Below are 18,928 nucleotides of genomic sequence, written 5' to 3' on the forward strand. Positions count from 1 at the left end.
GGAAGGAAATAGGAAGAAGAATTGGGATAAGGGAGACAAATGGGGAAAATCAATGAAAATGAGATGTGAAAAAGAGAAGGAGAGTGTGCTGAAATGAAAAATGTTAGGGACAAACATTCGGTTTTTAGGGGGTGTGCGTAGCGCACAAAAAAGAAGATTGATAGGGGGAAAACAAGAGTTAAACAGAAGAAAAACCACTTATACTGCTCGAGCAGTGATTAAGTGGTTTTAAACTTCCTTATTTGATTGCAATCGATTAACCATCGATTTTAATAGAGTCAGTTGGGCAACCGTCTGCTGCATCACGAACATCATCGTGTAAGATATCAGGGATCTCAGCAGTGTTTGTATTGTCGTCAATCGTGTTGAACGCCAAACCTTCATCATCGTAATCAAATACGTCAGGAGCTGTGGCGCCACAGGCTCCACACGCAATACAGGTATCTTTATCTACCCATGTAGTCATTATGGTTTCACCTCCTGCCCCTTGATAGTACGTCCAGCCTACACAATTATTGTATAATTACTTTATGCCGATTACAAGAATGAATCGCGTCTAAATATGTACCGAGAACACGATTATTTATTATAAATCGGCACTTCGGGCAATGTTAGGACGGGATAGAGATTTTTGTTTAATTGTACAAAGTCTCCAGCATGTACTCCATTGCTTGCAATCAATACATTAACACCAAACGAGATGTTTTGCCAGCCCAACTTCACTGTCTCTTTATTTTTTAAACGAGAGTCGATAGATGCCGTCAAATCATGAGGGAAGAATTGAGGCATGGTTCTGATGTTTTCCATATATCGGGCAGAAATGTAATTGCGATAATGGAAGGGAAGTGTATCCCATGCTGCAAATGTCAATGAATTAACATCAACATCTCCGATAGAGTGTTGAAGTACATAAATTTGTTCCCACATAGCAATGGCTTGATAAAATTTCGTTTGGGCTTGTAGATATTCGGATTGAAACGGTATGGTATGACGCAAGGCTGCAATGTCTTCGGAGGAGTATTCATTGCCTTTTGTATCTGCCATAGCTTGAGTTAGACTCTTATGTAAGGTGTGTAGGCTATCTAAATATTGATTTCTGGACGCAACCAACAACGGAGAATTTTCTCCGATATAGACTGTTTCTAGCTGTTTAATCTTAGCTTGTACCACTTGTTTGAGTTGGTCATGAACACCTTTTTGTTCTACCGCTGTTTTTCCTTGTAAGTTGGCTACATAATAAAAATAATCATTTTTAAAAGTGCTGAGTGGTTCATAAAAACTGTAGTAATAATTGGTGAAATCTTGCTCGGGGTATAGCTTCTTTTCTCGAATGAGCTGTTCCTGATTGTGAGTTTGTTGGGTCAATTGCTGGAGTTGGGTTAGTTGTTGGTTCATTTTAGATTGAACCACGTTAGCTCCCCAAAAAAAACCGACAACCAGACAAGTTAATGATAAGATAATCATGTATGTAACGATGTATTCGTGCTTGGACAAACGCTTTGTCATAAGTATCCCTCCGTCTAAAGCAAAAACATTACAATCATTTTGTCTTTGTTTAGAATGATAGAATTTAAGATAGAGTAACCAAACGTGAAGGAGAAACTTTGATCCATGGAGGAACAAGATTTCCACTTTTTAGAAGCCCTCATTTTAAATGGACTAGCTGTATTGCAAGGGGAACGAACTCCACAATCTCTCTACTACATGGTAAAAGGCCGGAAAGCTAATCAAGTATGGCAGGATGTGAATAATTTTAACCTCCATTCTTATTATCGGCTTTTTCCTTGGATTTCAAGAGGGCTATGGGAGCAAATCATGAAAAATCTCTTGAAAAAAGAGTGGGTCACAACGACTAACACATCGCAAAAGAATATAACATCCAGCTTTGAACTAACTAGTTCTGGTTATGAACACCTATCTGAACAAAAAGAAATATATCAATTGGAACGTTGGTTATCTGGAATTAATGGGATATTGATAACAGAGGAAGCAACCTTGTTTCGCTTGCAAGTGTTACTCATGGTTCAGACTATCTCACAGCTTTTGTATGACAACACTCATTTTTCCCCGATTGTGCAAAATAAAGAGATTCAACGTAGAATAAAGCAATTGTTGCTAGAAACGGCGGATCGAGCTGCTTGGCTGGATGGGTTGGCAAATGAACTGTTTTTGGTTATGGATAAACTTGATCCAAGCTTGCAACAACAGTTTTTTCTGCAATGGACAGGAGCTTCTCAAGTAGGTCTCACTTCTCGACAAATTGCCTATTATTTTCACGAATCAGTACTTCTGACAGAAGTAAAATTGCTTTCACTTTGGAGTAGCATGTATTGTGAGGTAAAAGAAAACGAATCTGGACAATATGTTTTGTTACAAAAACTATGTCAGCTTCAATCAGCACAAAAGCCACCAATCAGTATGAGCGCTTGGGAAACATATAAAATGCTACAGAAAGACATGTCACTAGATGAAATTGCTACCAGACGTGCTATTAAGTTAAATACCGTAGAGGACCATTTGATTGAAATGGCCTTAATGGCTTTACCATGTAAGTATGAGCGTTGGGTAAGCAATCCACAAATTCAATTCGTGCAAGAAGCAAGCAATCGATTACAAACGAAACGCTTGCGCTTATTAAAGGATGAATTGGGTCATAACTACAGCTATTTGCAGATACGCTTAGCTTTAGCCCTAAGAGGAGCGTCATCATGGAAACAAATATGAAGAAAATTCGTCTTATCTTACAACGGCACTTTGGTCATGCCACGTTTCGTGCTGGACAGGAAGAGATTATCAGTCGAATCTTACAGGGTGAAAACGTGCTCGGCATCATGTCAACAGGTGGGGGGAAATCGCTTACGTACCAAGTCCCCGCCTATCTGTTTCCCGGCATCACACTAGTGGTTTCCCCGTTAATTTCCTTGATGGTCGATCAGGTCCAGCAACTGTTAAAAAACGGACATCGGCTAGCGACTTACATAAATAGTTCCTTGGATCGCGACGAAATTCGTCTTGTAATAGATGAATTGGAAGCGGGTAAATACAAGCTTGTCTACATTTCTCCAGAAAAACTTCAACAACCCGCCATCATCCGTCTACTTCAAAAACGGGGTGTGTCCTTTGTAGCGATTGATGAGGCACATTGTATATCACAATGGGGACATGATTTTCGTACAGATTATTTAAAATTGCCATCTCTGATCAAAGCACTGGGGCAGCCTCCTGTATTAGCTGTGACGGCGACTGCCACTTATAGCGTAGCGCAAGAGATTGCTCACTTATTTGATATTTCGATGGACAATCAGATTCGTCTCAGTGTCAACCGCTCTAACATCGCTTATGATCTATACCTCACAAATGATGATGTCGACAAGAAAGAACGATTACTTACTCAGATACGCGAGTGCCAAAAACCGGGAGTCATATATTGTAGCACGCGGCAGGCTGTAGACCAGCTCGTATTGTTATGTCAACAGGAAGGTATTCAGCGAGTAAGTGGCTTTCATGGCGGAATGAACCCGATGGAACGTATTTTAATTCAAGAGCAGTTTATCGCGAATCAACTGGATGTGATTATTGCTACAAATGCGTTTGGGATGGGAATAGACAAGTCGGATATCCGTTTTGTTATCCATTATCATTTACCAGCAAGCGTAGAGGCTTACACGCAGGAAGTTGGACGTATTGGGCGTGATCAACAACCAGGATATGCTTGTCTTTACGTACAGGAGGAGGATGTGCATATTCATCACCGCCTTTTCCAAAATGAATATCCAACAGATGAAGAGCTTAATCGATTTTTGGAATTGCTTCGGGCCCCTTTTCATGTATCTGCTTCTACTGTTACCGCGAGTGCTGGCCATGAACAAAAAATAACCCATGAGGAACTATTTACGGCCATTGGGATCGGTGAAAATGTAACGAGGTTTTTATTTTACTATGCGCAGGAGGCAGGAGCTGTTAGTCGCGTTCAACAAGGAAAAAGCGGATATACCTACTGGTTACAACCTCATGATCCGCAGTCAATCCTTGCTGACATGAAGCAACGAATCCAGCTAGTGAAGCGTTCAAAATATGCGAAATTGGGTAATATGCAGGAGTGGATTCAATCAACTGGTTGTTATCGTGAATCATTGCTAGCCTATTTTGGAGAAAGGCTGATAGACAAACCAGAATCATGCTGTAGAGCCTGTGGGATCACCACCACCCTTTATCTAGAATCTACAAAGACGGAAAGGCTAGTCCAAGAATCAGCTTGGAATCTACGAGAAGCCCTGGAGCGATTGTTGCCGTACAGACAACCGGACGAGAGGGGCGCGACTTCCTTGTGAATAAAAACAACAAAGTAGATCAGTTGGATGACCGTACGCTACTACTAAATCTATGGCTTACACAAGGCATTGTTCTCTTTATTGCTTTAGTAAGCTCATGGTTTGTTTATACCAATATGGAACTGTGGCAACTGTTTTCTTCTATAAAACCTATTTATTTCGGATATGCAGCTATTCTGGTTATTTTTGTCGTGGTCAGTAATATCGTTATTGAAAAGACAGTACCACCCAACTGGGTAGATGATGGTGGGATGAATGAACGAATTTTTCGTACGTTGCCCATTCCCACCACGTTTTTACTCTGTGTTGCCGTTGGAATTAGTGAAGAATGGCTTTTTCGGGGTGTAGTATATGAGTTGTTTGGTAATATTTGGACAAGCTTATTCTTCACCGCTATTCATTTTAGATATTTACGAAAACCTATTCTAATTGGGATGGTTTTTCTGACAAGCTATCTGCTAGGTGTACTTTTTACTTGGACCAATAGTCTGATTACAGTTATGTTTGCTCATGCTACTATCAATTTCGTTCTTGCACTATTTTTAAAATACGGTTCAAAGCCTACAGACTCACATGAAGATACGTGATGGAAAAAAGGGAGGAAAAAAGATGGCACGTCGAGATGTTGGTAAGCAAATGGAAGAGCAACAGGAATCCTTGCATGGCTTACCACCAAGAAAAACAAGGATGAAAAGTAGAAAACAAGCACCAAAAAAGCAATTAAATCAAGTAAGCACAGAGAAGAAAACAATGGATAGTGAAAGAGAAGTACGTGGTGAACAACCGAAAGCGTCGACTAAACTCGCAAGTGGTGGGGGATGGAAGTGGATTGTTCCATTAGCCGGTGCTGTGGTCGTAGTGGGCGTTTGGTTCTTATGTAAGGAAATGAATTCAGCTCAATCGGTTGTAGGCTATACCGAAAATCATGTTCAAGAAGATGCAGTCGCTTCGGGAACAGGAAATCCAGCTACAAGTTCCGAACCTTTTGTAAATAGGGAAGGAACGGATCAGTCAAACCTAGCTATAACGGGTATTCAGCAGAATCTGGGGAACCAAGAACCTATAGCAACAAGTAAGCCAGCGCCGGGAATAGGCACTACTATACCTGCTGGTAACTCCACCCCGCCCGCAAATAACACATCTGCTGACAAGAAGGCGAGCCCAGCTACAGTTCAACCATCAAACAAACCAGAAGCAGCTAAGACAGAAATCAAATCTGAAAAAAAAATAAAAAGCAAATTGTACAAAGTAAAAAAGGGAGATAATTTGCATAAGATCTCCCGTACCTACTACGGTAGCAACAACGGAGTAGAACGGATCGCAAATTTTAACGGACTTAATACCGAAGCACCGTTGCTTGAAGGAAAAACACTATACATCCCTGTGGATTAGTAAAAAAGCTAATCATGTAAACTGCCTAAAATGGTTACTCTAGAGAGAGAAACTGTTAGGAGGTACTCATGATTTACGACACTATCGTGATTGGAGGCGGGATTGCTGGCTTACAAGCCGCCATTCAGCTCTCGCGAAGCTTACATAAGGTATTGGTTATTGATAAAAAAACGGGAAGATCGGTCTTAGCTCGCAAATACCGTAACATATTGGGTTATCCAGAGGGTGTTAGTGGAATGGAGCTAAGAATGCAAGGCGAACAGATGGCCAAACGTTTTGGTGCTACGTTTATTCAAGGTGAGGCTACATTTTGTGAACAGAATCAGGAGCATGTCTTCTGTGTAACCACACGGGAGCACGAGGAGTCCTTTATGGCCAAGACATTGCTGATTACAACGGGAATTACTGATCCCCTGCCAGCCATTGCGGGTTTGGTTGAATGTCTAGGCGAATCTATTTACATTTGTCCTGATTGCGACGGCTATGAAGTGCAAAAAAAGCGTACAGTTGTCATTGGATCTGGTAAGCAAGCTTTGCAAATGGCAAAGGAATTGACGTATTACACAAATGATATTGTTGTCATCAATCATTCGCTAACATTACTAGATAAAGATGATCAAATAATGGCTAAAGAATGGGGGAAATGCTACAGATATGAAGAGATTCTCTCCTTACAACAGCAGAATGGCTTCTTGTCATCTGTAAAATTACGTTCGGGTGAAGAGATAACAGTAGAACGAGGGTTTTTAGCTTTTGCCGGAGCGCATGTGAATTCAGACTTATTACAAGCTTTTCATATTCAGCTTTTGAACCAAGGTCATGTTCAGGTAGACCCGCGAACTAAGGAAACGAGTCACCGTAATATCTGGGCAGCAGGAGACATCAATGCGCATTCCCAGCAAGTAACTATCTCGATGGGGGAAGGGTCGCAAGCTGCTATTTGGATACACAAACGATTGTTAGAACTTACGTAAGAATAACATGATTATAGGCAGGTTTAGAGACGTTATGATCTTCCGTACTTGAATGAGCAACGATGATAGTCAAGCGTCGGGAAAAGCTCACAAGTTTTCTGGAAGCAGTAACGTCATTTTTTTTGTCCTATGCATATTGTGGAGTATGAGTTCAGATTGAGCATGATGCATTGCTTTTGAATAGATACATAACAGATAGGGATATTCTCTTTTCCGTGCAATGAACTGCTAGAATATTACGTATAGGTAGGTAAATGATTTGTCACGTTGTCTATCTTTTCCTGGGAAAGCGCAATATTTGACAAGAATATTTCAGCTTTCCTCTAGATTAGATGATATCTGTCGGAAAGAGAGTCATAGGAAAAACTTCAATATCTATGTTCTTGTCTCACAATGTGGTATGATAAAAGAATGAACGAAACGTTATTACAGCAGGATTGTAGCTAAAGGGGAGTTTGTCTTAGTAAGAATAAAACAGATATTTTTGTACGCCAGAGTATTCTATTTATAGATGTATGTACGGAACAATTACAGGCTTCTTAACATACGTTGTAATAGGACTGGATGGTGAGGAGGGACAGTCATGCGAGTTGAACGCCTTGGCCAAGACAAGATAAGAATTTTTTTAACCTTTGATGATCTTACGGAGCGAGGTATTGAAAAGGAAGACATGTGGCGTGACATTCCTAAAGTTCATGAGCTGTTTAATGATATGATGGAGCAGGCTTATGATGAGCTTGGATTTGAAATATCTGGTCCAGTCGCTGTAGAAGTTTTTGCTTTACCTGCCCAAGGAATGGTAGTCATTGTCACTCGTGGCAAAACAGGAATCACTACAGAAAAAGATGATGAAGATGATGATGTATACGAAATGGAAGTCACTTTAGAAGAGAGTGACTTAATCATATATGCTTTCCGCGATTTTGAACATGTCGTGGAGGTAGCTCACCGTATCAACGCCTTCTTAACATATGGAGGTAGCTTATATTCTTATCAGAACAAATACTACCTTGTATTAGAAGACGTAGAGCTTGAACAAGAGCGTTACCAGCATCTGATTGCCATCTTATCGGAATATGGCGAGGCGAATCCTATTACCGTATATGTGTTGGAAGAATACGGAAAGGCAATCATGCCCGACGATGCGGTTAAAGAAATAGCCCGATATTTTCGTTAATGAAAAAAGAGAAGAACACCTATGTACTTGAGTTGTACGGTGTCCTTCTTTTTTCTACTCTCATTCCAACTTTAGAGACCGGCAAATAAGTCGGTTTCTTTTTGTATAGGTTGATAGTTCGGCAAGTTGTGCCATGCTAATAGATAATAATTAGTGGTTGGCACGTTTTTATAATCATGAGCAGTTATACCTGGAAATACACGCTCTACAGATAAATGTTGTGTTTTATGTGCTAATAATGCTTTAGCTATTTGGTCTCTGTATGTCTGCTGATCAATGATAGTTGTAATGGCTTCCAGTGAATCTCCATTGGTAGTTGTCCCGTTTTTGCTCGTAAAAGGAGCTGATAATGGTATGGTGGCATGATACAGCTTGCGAACACTAGAAGTATCCTCTAACAAGTGGTCAACGACATACTGAGTAGCTTTAGACATGGCAATATGATCGGGATGACCAGATATCCCGTGTGGAGCAAAAGTAATTAAAATTTGTGGCTGCTCTTCATCAATCATCGCTTTAATATGGGCAGCAAGCTCTTCTATAGGAGAATTGCCTACTAGTTTATCTTCATAATCTAATACGGCAACTCGATCCACACCTAAGATGTCACAGGCTTGGCGTAATTCAGCTTCCCTATAGGATGGTAACTCCTCTGGTGTGCATAGAGGAGGGGTTCCAGCTTTACCTGCCTGACCTCGCGTGGCACAGAGTAGGGATTGACGAACGTTATCTTGGTCCTTATAAAATGCAATCGTGGCACCGGAGGCAAATGTCTCATCGTCTGGATGCGCATATATCAGTAGAATTCCTTTTTGTGTCAACAAATTCACGCTCCTAACAGCCTTTTCTATTGTTATTATGACACAGCTTCCCTTATTCGAATACAAAAGAAGCACATTAATGAGCGCGTAACCCTTTTCAATTTAGCAAAAGAAGAGTATGCTTTGGCTGTAGGAAAAGTTTAGTGAGAAGAGAGAATTTCCGCTTTTTCTAGAAAGTTTTTATAAATAAGGAAAAAGCAGAATTTTTGCTTCTCTTTCAGGAATTGAGCGTGTATACTGAACGATGGATTTACCGAACATAACTTTTTGAGGTGATTATACAATGGGGAATCACGAAATGGTAACCAACAACACTGAGACTGCGCAACAAAAAGAAAGCTTGAATCTTTTAGCTTCGACGCAGACGGTGATTAAGGAAGCGCTTGAAAAGCTAGGTTACCAAGAGTCGATGTACGAACTGTTAAAGGAGCCTTTGCGAGTCCTGACTGTTCGCATCCCAGTTCGCATGGACAATGGCGATACAAAAGTGTTCACAGGATATCGTGCTCAACACAATGATGCTGTTGGTCCAACAAAGGGCGGAATACGTTTCCATCCTGATGTTACAGAGGATGAAGTGAAAGCGCTTTCTATATGGATGAGCTTGAAGGCGGGAATTGTTGATTTACCTTATGGTGGAGGAAAAGGTGGGATTATTTGTGATCCACGCGAAATGTCCTTCCCGGAATTGGAGCGTCTAAGCCGTGGTTATGTACGTGCTGTGAGTCAATTAGTTGGACCAACTAAAGACATTCCGGCTCCAGATGTATTTACCAATTCACAAATCATGGCATGGATGATGGATGAGTATAGCCGCATTCGTGAGTTTGACTCTCCGGGGTTCATTACGGGTAAACCTATCTCGTTAGGTGGCTCACATGGTCGTGAAACAGCTACAGCAAAAGGGGTAACCATCTGCATTCGTGAAGCAGCGCAGAAGCTAGGCATCAATCTTGTAGGTGCTCGTGTGGTTGTACAAGGGTTTGGTAATGCAGGAAGCTATTTATCCAAATTTATGCATGACGCTGGTGCTAAAGTGGTAGGTATCTCTGATGCTTACGGCGCTCTATACGATCCAAATGGTTTGGATATTGATTATTTATTAGATCGTCGCGATTCCTTTGGTACTGTGACAAAATTGTTTACCAACACCATTTCCAATCAAGAATTATTGGAATTGGATTGCGATATTCTCGTTCCTGCTGCGATCGAAAACCAAATCACAGCTGAGAATGCTCACAGCATTAAAGCTCCTATTGTCGTAGAAGCGGCCAATGGACCAACCACACTAGAAGCTACCAAAATCTTGACAGAGCGTGGCATTCTATTGGTGCCTGACGTACTGGCTAGCTCTGGTGGTGTAACGGTATCGTACTTTGAGTGGGTACAAAACAACCAAGGTTACTATTGGACAGAAGAAGAAGTTGAAGAGAAACTAGAACGCGTGATGGTACGTTCGTTTGAGAACGTCTACCAAACTTCTCAAACACGTCGTGTAAATATGCGTCTAGCTGCTTACATGGTGGGAGCCCGTAAAATGGCGGAAGCATCTCGTTTCCGTGGATGGGTATAAAGTTAAATGGAAAGCCTTCTTGGTTTAATGCCAAGAAGGCTTTTTTTAACTTATGATCTTGATTCTACATGTAATTGCAAGCTCTTAGTGATCAAAACAATTTTGCAATTTTGTTGAGTCAATGGTTTGTTGCAAAGCTACCAACAGCTTCAATCGAGCCTTTTGTCCGTTTAAGCCATTTGAAAAGATCATGCCCATTTCTTTTAGTTGTCTTCCGCCGCCCTCATACCCATAGAGATCTTGTACCTGTCCGTTGTAGCAACGAGAAACAACGACAACAGGAACATTTTGTTGTAACAGCTCCTCTAGTACGGGAAGAATCATTGGTGGTAGGTTACCTAAACCAAATGCTTCAATCACCATTCCATCAATTTGTTGATCTAATAAAAAGCTTAACCACGCAGGGTCCATTCCTGTAACCGCTTTAATAAGCGGTACATTGCCATTTGCATGCGAAACTTCATAGAATTCGCGTGAAAGGGGAGCGTGGTGATATTGAATAGCTTTTTTTGAGATGGTACCAATTGGTCCATAAGAGGGAGATTGAAAGGTAGCCACATTTGATGTATGTGTTTTAGTTACATGTCGTGCTGCATGGATTTCATCATTAAAGACAACCAGTACACCTTTGTTACGACTGCTTGGGTCAATGGCGGTGCGGACGGAAGAAATTAGGTTGACAGGTCCGTCTGCCCCTAGTTCATTACTAGATCGCATCGCCCCCGTCACGACGATGGGTACAGTTACTGGCAGGGTAAGGTCAAGGAAGTACGCTGTTTCCTCCAAGGTATCCGTACCATGAGTAATAACTAGCCCTTCGTAAGTATCCTGTAACAGCTCATGCTCAATGAATTCCCGCAGTTGATTCATAATAGCTGGTGTCATGTGTGGACTAGGTAGGTTAACGAAATCTTTCATCACAACGTCAGCATGTTTAGTTAAATAGGGAAGATTATCATCGAGGACATGTTCGTCCAGTGGTTTCACGCTTTCTGTGCCTTCTTCTACTGACATTGCAATGGTACCGCCTGTATTTATCACTAGCACTTTTTTCATTGGGATATCTCTCCTGTTGCGGGTTTTCATATATTATCTTTCATGGTACGATGAATAGGGAGCCTATGTAAAGGAGCAAACAAGAAATATGATTCCGTTAATTGGTGCAGCTTTGGCGCCAGGACTTGCTTTGCTGTGTTATTTTTATTTGCGCGATAATTTAGAGCCGGAGCCAATTTCAATGGTGATACGCTCTTTTATTTTTGGTATCTTGCTTGCCTTTCCTGTAATGGTGTTGCAATATATTTTTCAAAATGAATGGGGTATTGATTTCGTCTGGTTTAACACGGTAATTTCACCTGCGGTTGTGGAAGAATTTTTTAAATGGTTAGTCGTGTTCCACACCGCTTATAAACATGTTGAATTTAATGAGCCATACGATGGCATTGTGTATGCCGTGGCTGTTTCCCTTGGTTTTGCGACGCTTGAGAACTTTTTGTATCTCGTGATTAATGGAAAGCAGGTTGCCATGTGGCGCGCGCTGTTACCAGTTTCTAGCCATGCGTTATTTGGAATATATATGGGCTATTACATGGGTAGGGCTAAATTTGCAAAAGCGAATGAAAAACCATTATGGTTATTATTTGCCTCTTTAATGCTACCGATGTGTTATCACGCAATTTACAACCTTATTTTTCTGTCGGTTGATTATTGGTTGTTTATGGTCGTGCCGTTCATGGCGCTACTTTGGTGGTTTGGAATGAAAAAGGTAGAACTTGCTCACGATATCAGTTCTAAAAATATGCAGAATCGTCCACACTAGAGTTATGAGGGGGCGACTGTATTTGTTCAAAACTCAACGATCTAAAATACTGATAAGATGCAACCAATGTGGCGAAAAATTTATCTTGCGTGGTCGCCCAGGTATAGAAGGAAAAGTGGACACAGGTTTTAAGCAATGTATCTGCGACAATCAGGAACAATTTGATATTACCCATTTGGGGGAATGAAGAGACTGGTATTTACTGGTCTCTTCTTTCTTTTTGTATAAACATGATTTCCCTCACGAACAATACAAAGAGGAAAGGAAATTTAGCGGTTTGAAGGAGGAAATAAACATGAGGAGTAATGAGGTCAAAATATGGAGGCTTATGGTTGCAAGCACGGTTGTGGTTATTTGTACGGCATTCTATTTTTTACTTGCTACTAATCAACAGCAAGAGGTGCAGAAACAGACAGAACAACCTGCTGAATCTCAAGCGACACCAGTTGCTGCTACTGCGGCACAAAAAACATTTTCAGCCTCACAGTTATCTGGTAATGACCTTAAGTTAATGGCAAATGCTGTGTTTGGAGAAGCGCGGGGGGAACCCTATATCGGGCAAGTAGCGATTGCGGCTGTTATCATAAATCGCACAAAAAGCTCATCGTTTCCCAATACGCCATCCGCTGTTATTTTTGAACCTCGTGCCTTTACTGCGGTAGCAGATGGACAAATTTACTTAGAGCCGAATGAAAATGCGAAAAAAGCGGTACAGGATGCTTTGAAAGGATGGGACCCAACAGAAGGATGTACCTATTATTTTAATCCAGAAACGGCTACATCCAAATGGATATGGGGTCGTCCTCAGGTGAAAAAGATCGGTAAACATATTTTCTGTCGCTAACCAATTCAACGTAAGAAGGAGGATCTAGATATGGTTTATGGTGCAATTTCGCGTGTGCTGTTTCCGGTATGTTTAGTTGGAATGGTCGGTGTTGGTGTCTGGGGCTATCAGGAGCATAATGAGAAGAATAGTATCTTGATCAAAGCGGAAAATCAATATCAAAGGGCCTTTCACGATTTGAACTTTCATATTAACAAACTACATGATGAATTAGGGAAATCTGTTGTATTAAATACGCGTAAGCAGTTGGCTCCGTGCCTGACTAATGTGTGGCGTCTAGCTTATACCTCTCAAAATGACGTAGGTCAACTTCCCTTGACTCTAATGCCATTTAATAGCACGGAAGAGTTTTTGTCCAAGGTAGCTGATTTTTCTTATGAGGTAGCGGTGCGAGATTTAAATCAGCATCCATTAAACGAAAAAGAGTACAAAACGTTAAATGCACTGTATCAGAACTCTAAAAAAATCCAAAAAGAGTTGACTGGTGTGCAAACAAAGGTTCTCGATAGTAAATTGCGCTGGATGGATGTGGAAACGGCACTTGCTAAACAGGAGCAGCCAGGTGATAACACCATCATTGACGGATTTAAAACCATTGACAAAAAAGTACAGGAATTCCCTGAAATGGAATGGGGGATGACCGTACACAATAATGAAACCAAGCGTCAGCAACGCATTAAGGGCATATCGGGAAAAACAATTAATGAACAGCAAGCGAGAGACATTGCTAAAAAATTTGTTGGAAAAATGGCATCGGCTGACAAGGTCGATGTTGAAAAGAATGGAAAAGGTATGCAATATAACGCTTACAGCATCCGCATTACTAAAAATAATGCCAGTCCAATTAATATGGATGTTACTAAAAAAGGTGGAAAAGTCGTCTGGCTGTTAAACGAGCGGGAAGTCAAACAAGTAAAAATTAACTTGGATCAAGCGGAAAAGAGTGCTAAGAAGTTCCTGAAGGAAAAAGGGTACGGTGAAATGGCAGCAACGGAACGAGATACATACGGAGGGTTAGGGGTATTTACGTTTGTGCCAAAAGTGGAAGACGTACTCATCTATCCTGATTCCGTAACGGTCAAAGTCGCACTTGATAACGGAGATGTAAATGGCTTCCATGCTGTTGAATATTTATTTAACCATAAGCAACGCATCATTCCAAAAGCCAAAGTCTCCGCCCAGCGAGCAAGAACAATGATAAATCCACATGTTAAGATTACTGACTCTAGACTAGCCATGATTCAGGGTAAAAATAACGGGAAAGAAGTATTGGCGTATGAGTTTTCTGGACAATTTGAGAATGATGTCTACATGATCTATATCAATGCGCAGACAGGCGAAGAAGAGGATGTAATAAAAATGAAAATAGGCGAACAAAATATGCCAAAACAAGGCGAAAATGCATAAGAGGATAAGTGAGGGAACAAAGAAGTTTGTCTACGGGCAAACTTCTTTGTTTGCTGTATGGATATCTGCGTGTGTATAATGTTGGAAGAGGGTGAGAAGGGGAGGAAATAAGAGTGAGTGTGCTGCCTCAAGTAGGACAAGTGATGCGTCTATCTCTCGCGTCCCTATCAGAAGAGCAAAACAAGCAAGTGTACAAGACAAGGCTAGCAGATTATTCAGAAAAAACGTTTGCCATTGAACTACCCATTGACGAAGAAACAGGTAGAACAAAGACTCTTCCAATTGGAACGACTTGTTCAGTATGGTATGTTGGACAAGATGGTTCACGCTTTGATTTTGTAACAAAAATTATGGGTACGAAGCAAGAAAACATTCCGATGCTTTTGTTGGAAAAGGTCGAAAAGGAACAGATCGTTCGTACACAACGTAGAGGTTATTTGCGAGTACCTGCAAGCTTTGAGGTATCTGTTAGCTATCCAAACATCAGAGGGAAACAAAAAATCCTGGCTAAGTCCTTGGATATTAGTGGTGGGGGTCTGGCATTTGCTTGTCCAAAAGCCCACATTTTACAAGAACAGCAGGAAGTTGAAATGTGGATTAGTTTGCCTTCCAAAACTGGTTCTGTTAGTCATGCCTTTGCCACAGCACTGGTGGCGCGCGTGCAAGAACAAGAACTGAGTGATTTCAATTGGATATCTTTGCAATTTGTAGCCATATCTGAAGCAGATCGAGCTAAAATTGTTCGTGTTTGTTATGAACGCCAGTTGGAAATAAGGCAAAAAGGTATAGTTGAATAACAGTTGACTATCAACATGAAGGAGCGCTACTCCATGAAAAAATCAACGTTTGATGCCCGGTTTGTAACGCTTTCCAGTCGTCTGGAGAAAACTCTAATTAGAGCTATTATTATTTTTATTACTTCCGTACTGCTGGCCCAAACCATTTTGTCATGGAGTTCAATACGCCCCTATCTCGTTCGCGTTGAACGATTGGAAGGCATTCCTGCTATCCGCTAAGTTTGCTTCATGTAGGCTGTTGTGGTACAATGTACCATAGCTTGGCTTCGACGAACTGTCTTCGCTCGAGGCTTTTCTTCATTATTAACGTATTTAAACTCTAGTAGGTGAATTTACATAATGAATATTGCAATTGATGGACCTGCTGGTGCAGGGAAAAGTACCGTAGCCCAACTAGTTGCGGCTACATTACAGTACGTTTATATTGATACGGGAGCGATGTACCGAGCTTTAGCTTGGGCTGTTTTAAAGAGTAACACAGCTATTGAAGATCAAGAATCTGTTGTTAGTCTGTTACAACAAGCCAAGATTGAGTTAAAGCGTACGGAGGAAGGTCAACGTGTTTGTTGGGATCATGAGGATATCACTCACCAAATTCGTACACAGGAAGTAAGTAATTATGCTTCTGTAGTGGCCAGTTATCCAGCAGTTCGTGCTACGATGCTGACTTTGCAACGTGAGATGGCTCAGCAAGGAAATGTAGTTATGGATGGTCGTGATATAGGTACGCATGTGTTACCTGAAGCCGAAGTGAAAGTATTTCTGACTGCTTCCATTGAAGAAAGAGCTGCACGTCGTTTTGGTGATCTTGTTGCAAAAGGAGAGCACCCTGATATAACTGAATTACAAAAGGAAATTGCAGAGCGTGATAAACGCGATCGGGAGCGAGAAACAGCGCCACTTAAGCAGGCTGAAAATGCTATCTTGTTAGATACCACTGGAATGCCACTTGATGAGGTTGTCAGTAAAATTCTTGCGCTATGCAAATGATTGGGTGAAATATATTGATTCTTTATAAATTTTTTCGAGGTGCATTCCGTATTGCTCTTAAGGGGTTATATCGTTTTGAATCCATTGGATATGAGAATGTACCCGATGAAGGTCCTGTTATTCTTTGTTCCAACCATATTAGCAATTGGGATCCGCCTTTGCTAGGATGTGGAATAGAGCGACAAGTCTGTTATATGGCAAAAGAAGAATTGTTTAAGCTTCCCGTTGTGTCCTATGTGATGAAAAGCTTCAGCGCTATTCCTGTTAAGCGTGGTGGGAATGATCGTGGTGCCATTCGTGCTACGTTACAAATTCTGGAGCAAGGAAAAGTCTTTGGTATTTTTCCAGAAGGAACGCGAAGCAAAACCGGCGAATTAGGAGAAGGGAAGACAGGAATAGCAATGTTTGCGCTCAAATCACAGGCAGATGTCGTTCCTGTAGCAGTAATTGGACCATATCGTTTGTTCCATAAGGTAAAAGTCGTGTATGGAAAGCCGATAGACCTCTCGAAGTATAGAGAGGCTAAAAGCAGTAGTGAAACTATGCGCGAGGTAACGCAGGTGATTATGAGCGAAATTCAAAAATTGAAAGATGCTCATCAACAGTAGTAAGTTGGATACGTGGAATTTGTATGGTTTTTCCAGTATCATCATATACTAATAGCTACTCTCACCTGCTTGAATTTTGGAAGACCACACGCCATTGGCGGGGTTTGATATATTTTGTTCACAGATTGGCTTCAATAACACTTACATGTCAATGTTGGCATTCGAGGAGGTTTGTTCAATGGTCGATGGCACAGATAACAACGTAAGTCTAACAGATGTTCAAACTCTGTCCGTAGGGGACATTGTGAAGGCAAAAGTGACAAAGGTAGAAGAAAAACAAGTATTGGTCGATGTAGGCTACAAATATGATGGTCTTATCCCAATCAGTGAGCTTTCTGGTCTTCACGTAGAAAAAACTTCTGATGTAGTTTCAGAAGGCGATGAGTTTACTGTAAAAGTAACAAAACTGAATGAGGAAAAAGAAGAGCTCGTTGTTTCTAAAAAAGCAATCGATGCCCAAAAAGCATGGGAAGACTTAGCTAAGAAACAAGAGAACAAAGAAACAATTGAAGCTGAAGTAAAAGACGTAGTAAAAGGTGGACTTGTAGTAGATGTAGGTCTACGTGGTTTTATCCCTGCTTCTATGGTAGAACGTCATTTCGTAGAGGATTTTAGCGACTACAAAGGACGCACGCTTACTCTAAAGGTTATGGAACTGGATCAAGAAAAGAACAAAGTGATCCTTTCTCATAAAGCTGTTTTGGAAGAGGAAGCCAAATTAAGCAAAGGCAAAGTACTGGAAAGCATCGAAGCAGGAAATATCCTTGATGGTACCGTACAACGCTTGACTGACTTTGGCGTGTTTGTTGACATTGGTGGCGTAGATGGACTTGTTCATGTATCTGAACTAGCTTGGGAGCATGTAGATAAGCCAGCTGATGTGGTAAAAGAGGGCGACAAGGTAAAAGTGAAGGTTTTGAAAGTGGATAAGGAAAATGAGCGCATCAGCTTGAGTATGAAAGAAGCGCAACCAGGTCCTTACCATGATGTTGCTGAGAAGTTCAAAAAGGGTGACGTGGTTACCGGTACGGTGAAGCGTCTAACAGGCTTTGGTGCATTTGTAGAAATCGCTCCTCACGTAGAAGGCTTGGTGCATATCTCACAAATCGCAAATCGCCGTGTAAAAACACCTAGCGAGGTATTAAAAGAAGGGCAAGAGGTTAAGGTAAAAGTCCTTGAAATCAACCCTGCTGAGCAACGTGTAAGCTTGAGTATTCGTGCGGTTGAAGAAGATCGTGATGAAGAGGCAGAACGTGTATCTCGTAAAGAACTGCAACAATATACACAAGATAACAATCAACAAGGTATGGGTGTGACGCTGGGCGATTTGTTCGGCGACCTACGAGACAAGCTGAAATAAGCTTGTAATACCGTATAAATAATAGGGAGAGGCAAGCCCGCATTAATCATTAGATTAATGTAGTGGTTTGCCTCTTTTTTAGTAGATTTTTCCAAATGTGGTTACTAGACCTGCATCTGAGTCATACTAGGATTACTACCTATTAAGCCTATGTTAACTAATGAAGGTGTTGTCAGATGAATGATGGAACAGTAGCCATGATAGTAGAGTGGACGCTACTATGTGTGGTGTGGATGGGAATTACCGATCAGTTTTTACATCAAATGAGATGGAAGCGTTCAACTGCATTGCTGGTACTAACGGCTTTTCTTATTACTAGTTACAGTGAGTGGAGACTCTATGTAATCCCTGTGGAAGTAAATGTGAGCGGGATGCTTCTCCCAATATTGATGGGAGGTGTATTATGGTACTTTCTCAAAAAACAACGGCGGAAATATATGTTGACAAGTGCTGTATTGTTGACACTTTCTCTTATTTTGTTACGTAAATTATTTTTTTGGGACCCGGTACTTTTATTCATTGATGAAGTGATAATTTTACCGGTACTTTGTGTAATTTTGTGTTTTATTATGACAAGGCATGCTATCTATCACTGGTTTTTACTTTGTGTTGCATTGCCACTATCAGATGCGTTCTATCAGGCTTCATTTTTATCACTGACCGAGCGTTGCGTCATTGGGGGAGAATATCAGCAAGATTTATTTTGGACGTCATTTGCTATGTGGACAGGTTGTTATATGGTTTGTCAACTGGTACAGAAGACGGGCTTGCTCTTGCGCACACGGATTGCCCCTATGTTTCGATTTAAGTCCAAATCTCCTACGAACAGGTGAAC

The 18,928-nt window shown here is 41.1% G+C and carries 20 protein-coding genes; 16 read left to right on the forward strand and 4 right to left on the reverse strand.

Features of this window, described 5'->3' with window-relative positions; translation table 11 throughout:
• Window positions 1-256: 256 nt before the first annotated feature.
• Together EEL30_16435 and EEL30_16440 are read right to left on the reverse strand one after the other, a co-directional pair.
• Window positions 257-466, reverse strand: a complete 210-nt coding sequence (locus tag EEL30_16435) for a ferredoxin (GenBank protein ID QDX93742.1) — start codon at window positions 464-466, stop codon at window positions 257-259.
• Window positions 467-579: 113 nt separating this feature from the next.
• A complete protein-coding gene (locus tag EEL30_16440) occupies window positions 580-1,506 on the reverse strand; it encodes a hypothetical protein (GenBank protein QDX93743.1) in 927 nt (308 codons plus the stop codon).
• Window positions 1,507-1,611: 105 nt separating this feature from the next.
• Between EEL30_16440 and EEL30_16445 the strand changes: the two genes are divergently transcribed.
• From EEL30_16445 to EEL30_16470, 6 genes are all read left to right on the forward strand, one after another.
• A complete protein-coding gene (locus EEL30_16445; GenBank protein ID QDX93744.1) occupies window positions 1,612-2,724 on the forward strand; it encodes a hypothetical protein in 1,113 nt (370 codons plus the stop codon).
• A complete protein-coding gene (locus EEL30_16450) occupies window positions 2,709-4,331 on the forward strand; it encodes a RecQ family ATP-dependent DNA helicase (protein QDX93745.1) in 1,623 nt (540 codons plus the stop codon). Before EEL30_16445 ends, EEL30_16450 begins: the two co-directional genes overlap by 16 nt.
• Window positions 4,328-4,918: a CPBP family intramembrane metalloprotease gene (locus tag EEL30_16455; protein QDX93746.1), complete on the forward strand. Its 591-nt coding sequence runs from the start codon at window positions 4,328-4,330 to the stop codon at window positions 4,916-4,918. The genes EEL30_16450 and EEL30_16455 overlap by 4 nt, the downstream gene beginning before the upstream one ends.
• A 22-nt stretch (window positions 4,919-4,940) precedes the next feature.
• Complete coding sequence (locus tag EEL30_16460) at window positions 4,941-5,723, forward strand: LysM domain-containing protein (protein ID QDX93747.1); 783 nt, start codon at window positions 4,941-4,943, stop codon at window positions 5,721-5,723.
• A gap of 68 nt (window positions 5,724-5,791) precedes the next feature.
• Window positions 5,792-6,697, forward strand: a complete 906-nt coding sequence (locus tag EEL30_16465; protein QDX93748.1) for an NAD(P)/FAD-dependent oxidoreductase — start codon at window positions 5,792-5,794, stop codon at window positions 6,695-6,697.
• A gap of 583 nt (window positions 6,698-7,280) precedes the next feature.
• Window positions 7,281-7,874 carry a genetic competence negative regulator gene (locus EEL30_16470; protein ID QDX93749.1) on the forward strand — a complete coding sequence of 198 codons (594 nt, stop codon included), beginning with the start codon at window positions 7,281-7,283 and terminating at the stop codon, window positions 7,872-7,874.
• 71 nt (window positions 7,875-7,945) lie between these two features.
• Here the strand turns inward: EEL30_16470 and EEL30_16475 are convergent, their stop codons facing one another.
• On the reverse strand, window positions 7,946-8,695 hold the full coding sequence (locus EEL30_16475) for a PIG-L family deacetylase (GenBank protein QDX93750.1): 750 nt from the start codon (window positions 8,693-8,695) through the stop codon (window positions 7,946-7,948).
• A 283-nt stretch (window positions 8,696-8,978) separates the two neighbouring features.
• On the opposite strand from EEL30_16475, the gene EEL30_16480 reads away from it, so the two are divergent.
• Window positions 8,979-10,268: a Glu/Leu/Phe/Val dehydrogenase gene (locus EEL30_16480; protein ID QDX93751.1), complete on the forward strand. Its 1,290-nt coding sequence runs from the start codon at window positions 8,979-8,981 to the stop codon at window positions 10,266-10,268.
• An 84-nt stretch (window positions 10,269-10,352) separates the two neighbouring features.
• Here EEL30_16480 and EEL30_16485 read toward each other — a convergent pair whose 3' ends face one another.
• Window positions 10,353-11,324: an asparaginase gene (locus EEL30_16485; protein ID QDX93752.1), complete on the reverse strand. Its 972-nt coding sequence runs from the start codon at window positions 11,322-11,324 to the stop codon at window positions 10,353-10,355.
• Between the two features lie 88 nt (window positions 11,325-11,412).
• Here EEL30_16485 and EEL30_16490 point away from each other — a divergent pair, with 88 nt between their 5' ends.
• The 9 genes from EEL30_16490 to EEL30_16530 all read left to right on the forward strand — a co-directional run bounded on the left by EEL30_16490 (window position 11,413) and on the right by EEL30_16530 (window position 18,926).
• Window positions 11,413-12,087 (forward strand): protease PrsW, encoded by a 675-nt coding sequence (locus tag EEL30_16490; GenBank protein QDX93753.1) that lies wholly within the window; start codon window positions 11,413-11,415, stop codon window positions 12,085-12,087.
• Window positions 12,088-12,382: 295 nt separating this feature from the next.
• Window positions 12,383-12,931, forward strand: a complete 549-nt coding sequence (locus tag EEL30_16495) for a spore cortex-lytic protein (protein ID QDX93754.1) — start codon at window positions 12,383-12,385, stop codon at window positions 12,929-12,931.
• 30 nt (window positions 12,932-12,961) lie between these two features.
• The gene (ypeB, locus tag EEL30_16500) at window positions 12,962-14,338 is read left to right on the forward strand and encodes a germination protein YpeB (protein QDX93755.1); all 1,377 of its coding nucleotides are present in this window, start codon (window positions 12,962-12,964) and stop codon (window positions 14,336-14,338) included.
• A 113-nt stretch (window positions 14,339-14,451) separates the two neighbouring features.
• Window positions 14,452-15,135 carry a glycosyltransferase gene (locus tag EEL30_16505; GenBank protein ID QDX93756.1) on the forward strand — a complete coding sequence of 228 codons (684 nt, stop codon included), beginning with the start codon at window positions 14,452-14,454 and terminating at the stop codon, window positions 15,133-15,135.
• Window positions 15,136-15,168: 33 nt separating this feature from the next.
• Window positions 15,169-15,354: a hypothetical protein gene (locus tag EEL30_16510; protein ID QDX93757.1), complete on the forward strand. Its 186-nt coding sequence runs from the start codon at window positions 15,169-15,171 to the stop codon at window positions 15,352-15,354.
• 120 nt (window positions 15,355-15,474) lie between these two features.
• On the forward strand, window positions 15,475-16,125 hold the full coding sequence (locus EEL30_16515; GenBank protein QDX93758.1) for a (d)CMP kinase: 651 nt from the start codon (window positions 15,475-15,477) through the stop codon (window positions 16,123-16,125).
• Window positions 16,126-16,139: 14 nt separating this feature from the next.
• On the forward strand, window positions 16,140-16,733 hold the full coding sequence (locus tag EEL30_16520) for a 1-acyl-sn-glycerol-3-phosphate acyltransferase (protein QDX93759.1): 594 nt from the start codon (window positions 16,140-16,142) through the stop codon (window positions 16,731-16,733).
• Window positions 16,734-16,911: 178 nt separating this feature from the next.
• A complete protein-coding gene (gene rpsA / locus EEL30_16525; GenBank protein QDX93760.1) occupies window positions 16,912-18,093 on the forward strand; it encodes a 30S ribosomal protein S1 in 1,182 nt (393 codons plus the stop codon).
• Between the two features lie 176 nt (window positions 18,094-18,269).
• Window positions 18,270-18,926, forward strand: a complete 657-nt coding sequence (locus tag EEL30_16530) for a hypothetical protein (GenBank protein QDX93761.1) — start codon at window positions 18,270-18,272, stop codon at window positions 18,924-18,926.
• Window positions 18,927-18,928: the final 2 nt, after the last annotated feature.

Origin of the sequence: Brevibacillus laterosporus (genome assembly GCA_007833815.1) — a bacterium.
GTDB classification, from domain to species: Bacteria; Bacillota; Bacilli; order Brevibacillales; family Brevibacillaceae; genus Brevibacillus_B; species Brevibacillus_B laterosporus_D.

What these genes read in the sequence shown, in the direction of transcription:
- EEL30_16435 (QDX93742.1), bottom strand. Translation starts at nt 466, where the DNA reads ATGACTACATGGGTAGATAAAGATACCTGTATTGCGTGTGGAGCCTGT.
- EEL30_16440 (QDX93743.1), bottom strand. Translation starts at nt 1,506, where the DNA reads ATGACAAAGCGTTTGTCCAAGCACGAATACATCGTTACATACATGATT.
- EEL30_16445 (QDX93744.1), top strand. Translation starts at nt 1,612, where the DNA reads ATGGAGGAACAAGATTTCCACTTTTTAGAAGCCCTCATTTTAAATGGA.
- EEL30_16450 (QDX93745.1), top strand. Translation starts at nt 2,709, where the DNA reads ATGGAAACAAATATGAAGAAAATTCGTCTTATCTTACAACGGCACTTT.
- EEL30_16460 (QDX93747.1), top strand. Translation starts at nt 4,941, where the DNA reads ATGGCACGTCGAGATGTTGGTAAGCAAATGGAAGAGCAACAGGAATCC.
- EEL30_16465 (QDX93748.1), top strand. Translation starts at nt 5,792, where the DNA reads ATGATTTACGACACTATCGTGATTGGAGGCGGGATTGCTGGCTTACAA.
- EEL30_16470 (QDX93749.1), top strand. Translation starts at nt 7,281, where the DNA reads ATGCGAGTTGAACGCCTTGGCCAAGACAAGATAAGAATTTTTTTAACC.
- EEL30_16480 (QDX93751.1), top strand. Translation starts at nt 8,979, where the DNA reads ATGGGGAATCACGAAATGGTAACCAACAACACTGAGACTGCGCAACAA.
- EEL30_16485 (QDX93752.1), bottom strand. Translation starts at nt 11,324, where the DNA reads ATGAAAAAAGTGCTAGTGATAAATACAGGCGGTACCATTGCAATGTCA.
- EEL30_16490 (QDX93753.1), top strand. Translation starts at nt 11,413, where the DNA reads ATGATTCCGTTAATTGGTGCAGCTTTGGCGCCAGGACTTGCTTTGCTG.
- EEL30_16495 (QDX93754.1), top strand. Translation starts at nt 12,383, where the DNA reads ATGAGGAGTAATGAGGTCAAAATATGGAGGCTTATGGTTGCAAGCACG.
- ypeB (QDX93755.1), top strand. Translation starts at nt 12,962, where the DNA reads ATGGTTTATGGTGCAATTTCGCGTGTGCTGTTTCCGGTATGTTTAGTT.
- EEL30_16510 (QDX93757.1), top strand. Translation starts at nt 15,169, where the DNA reads ATGAAAAAATCAACGTTTGATGCCCGGTTTGTAACGCTTTCCAGTCGT.
- EEL30_16515 (QDX93758.1), top strand. Translation starts at nt 15,475, where the DNA reads ATGAATATTGCAATTGATGGACCTGCTGGTGCAGGGAAAAGTACCGTA.
- rpsA (QDX93760.1), top strand. Translation starts at nt 16,912, where the DNA reads ATGGTCGATGGCACAGATAACAACGTAAGTCTAACAGATGTTCAAACT.
- EEL30_16530 (QDX93761.1), top strand. Translation starts at nt 18,270, where the DNA reads ATGAATGATGGAACAGTAGCCATGATAGTAGAGTGGACGCTACTATGT.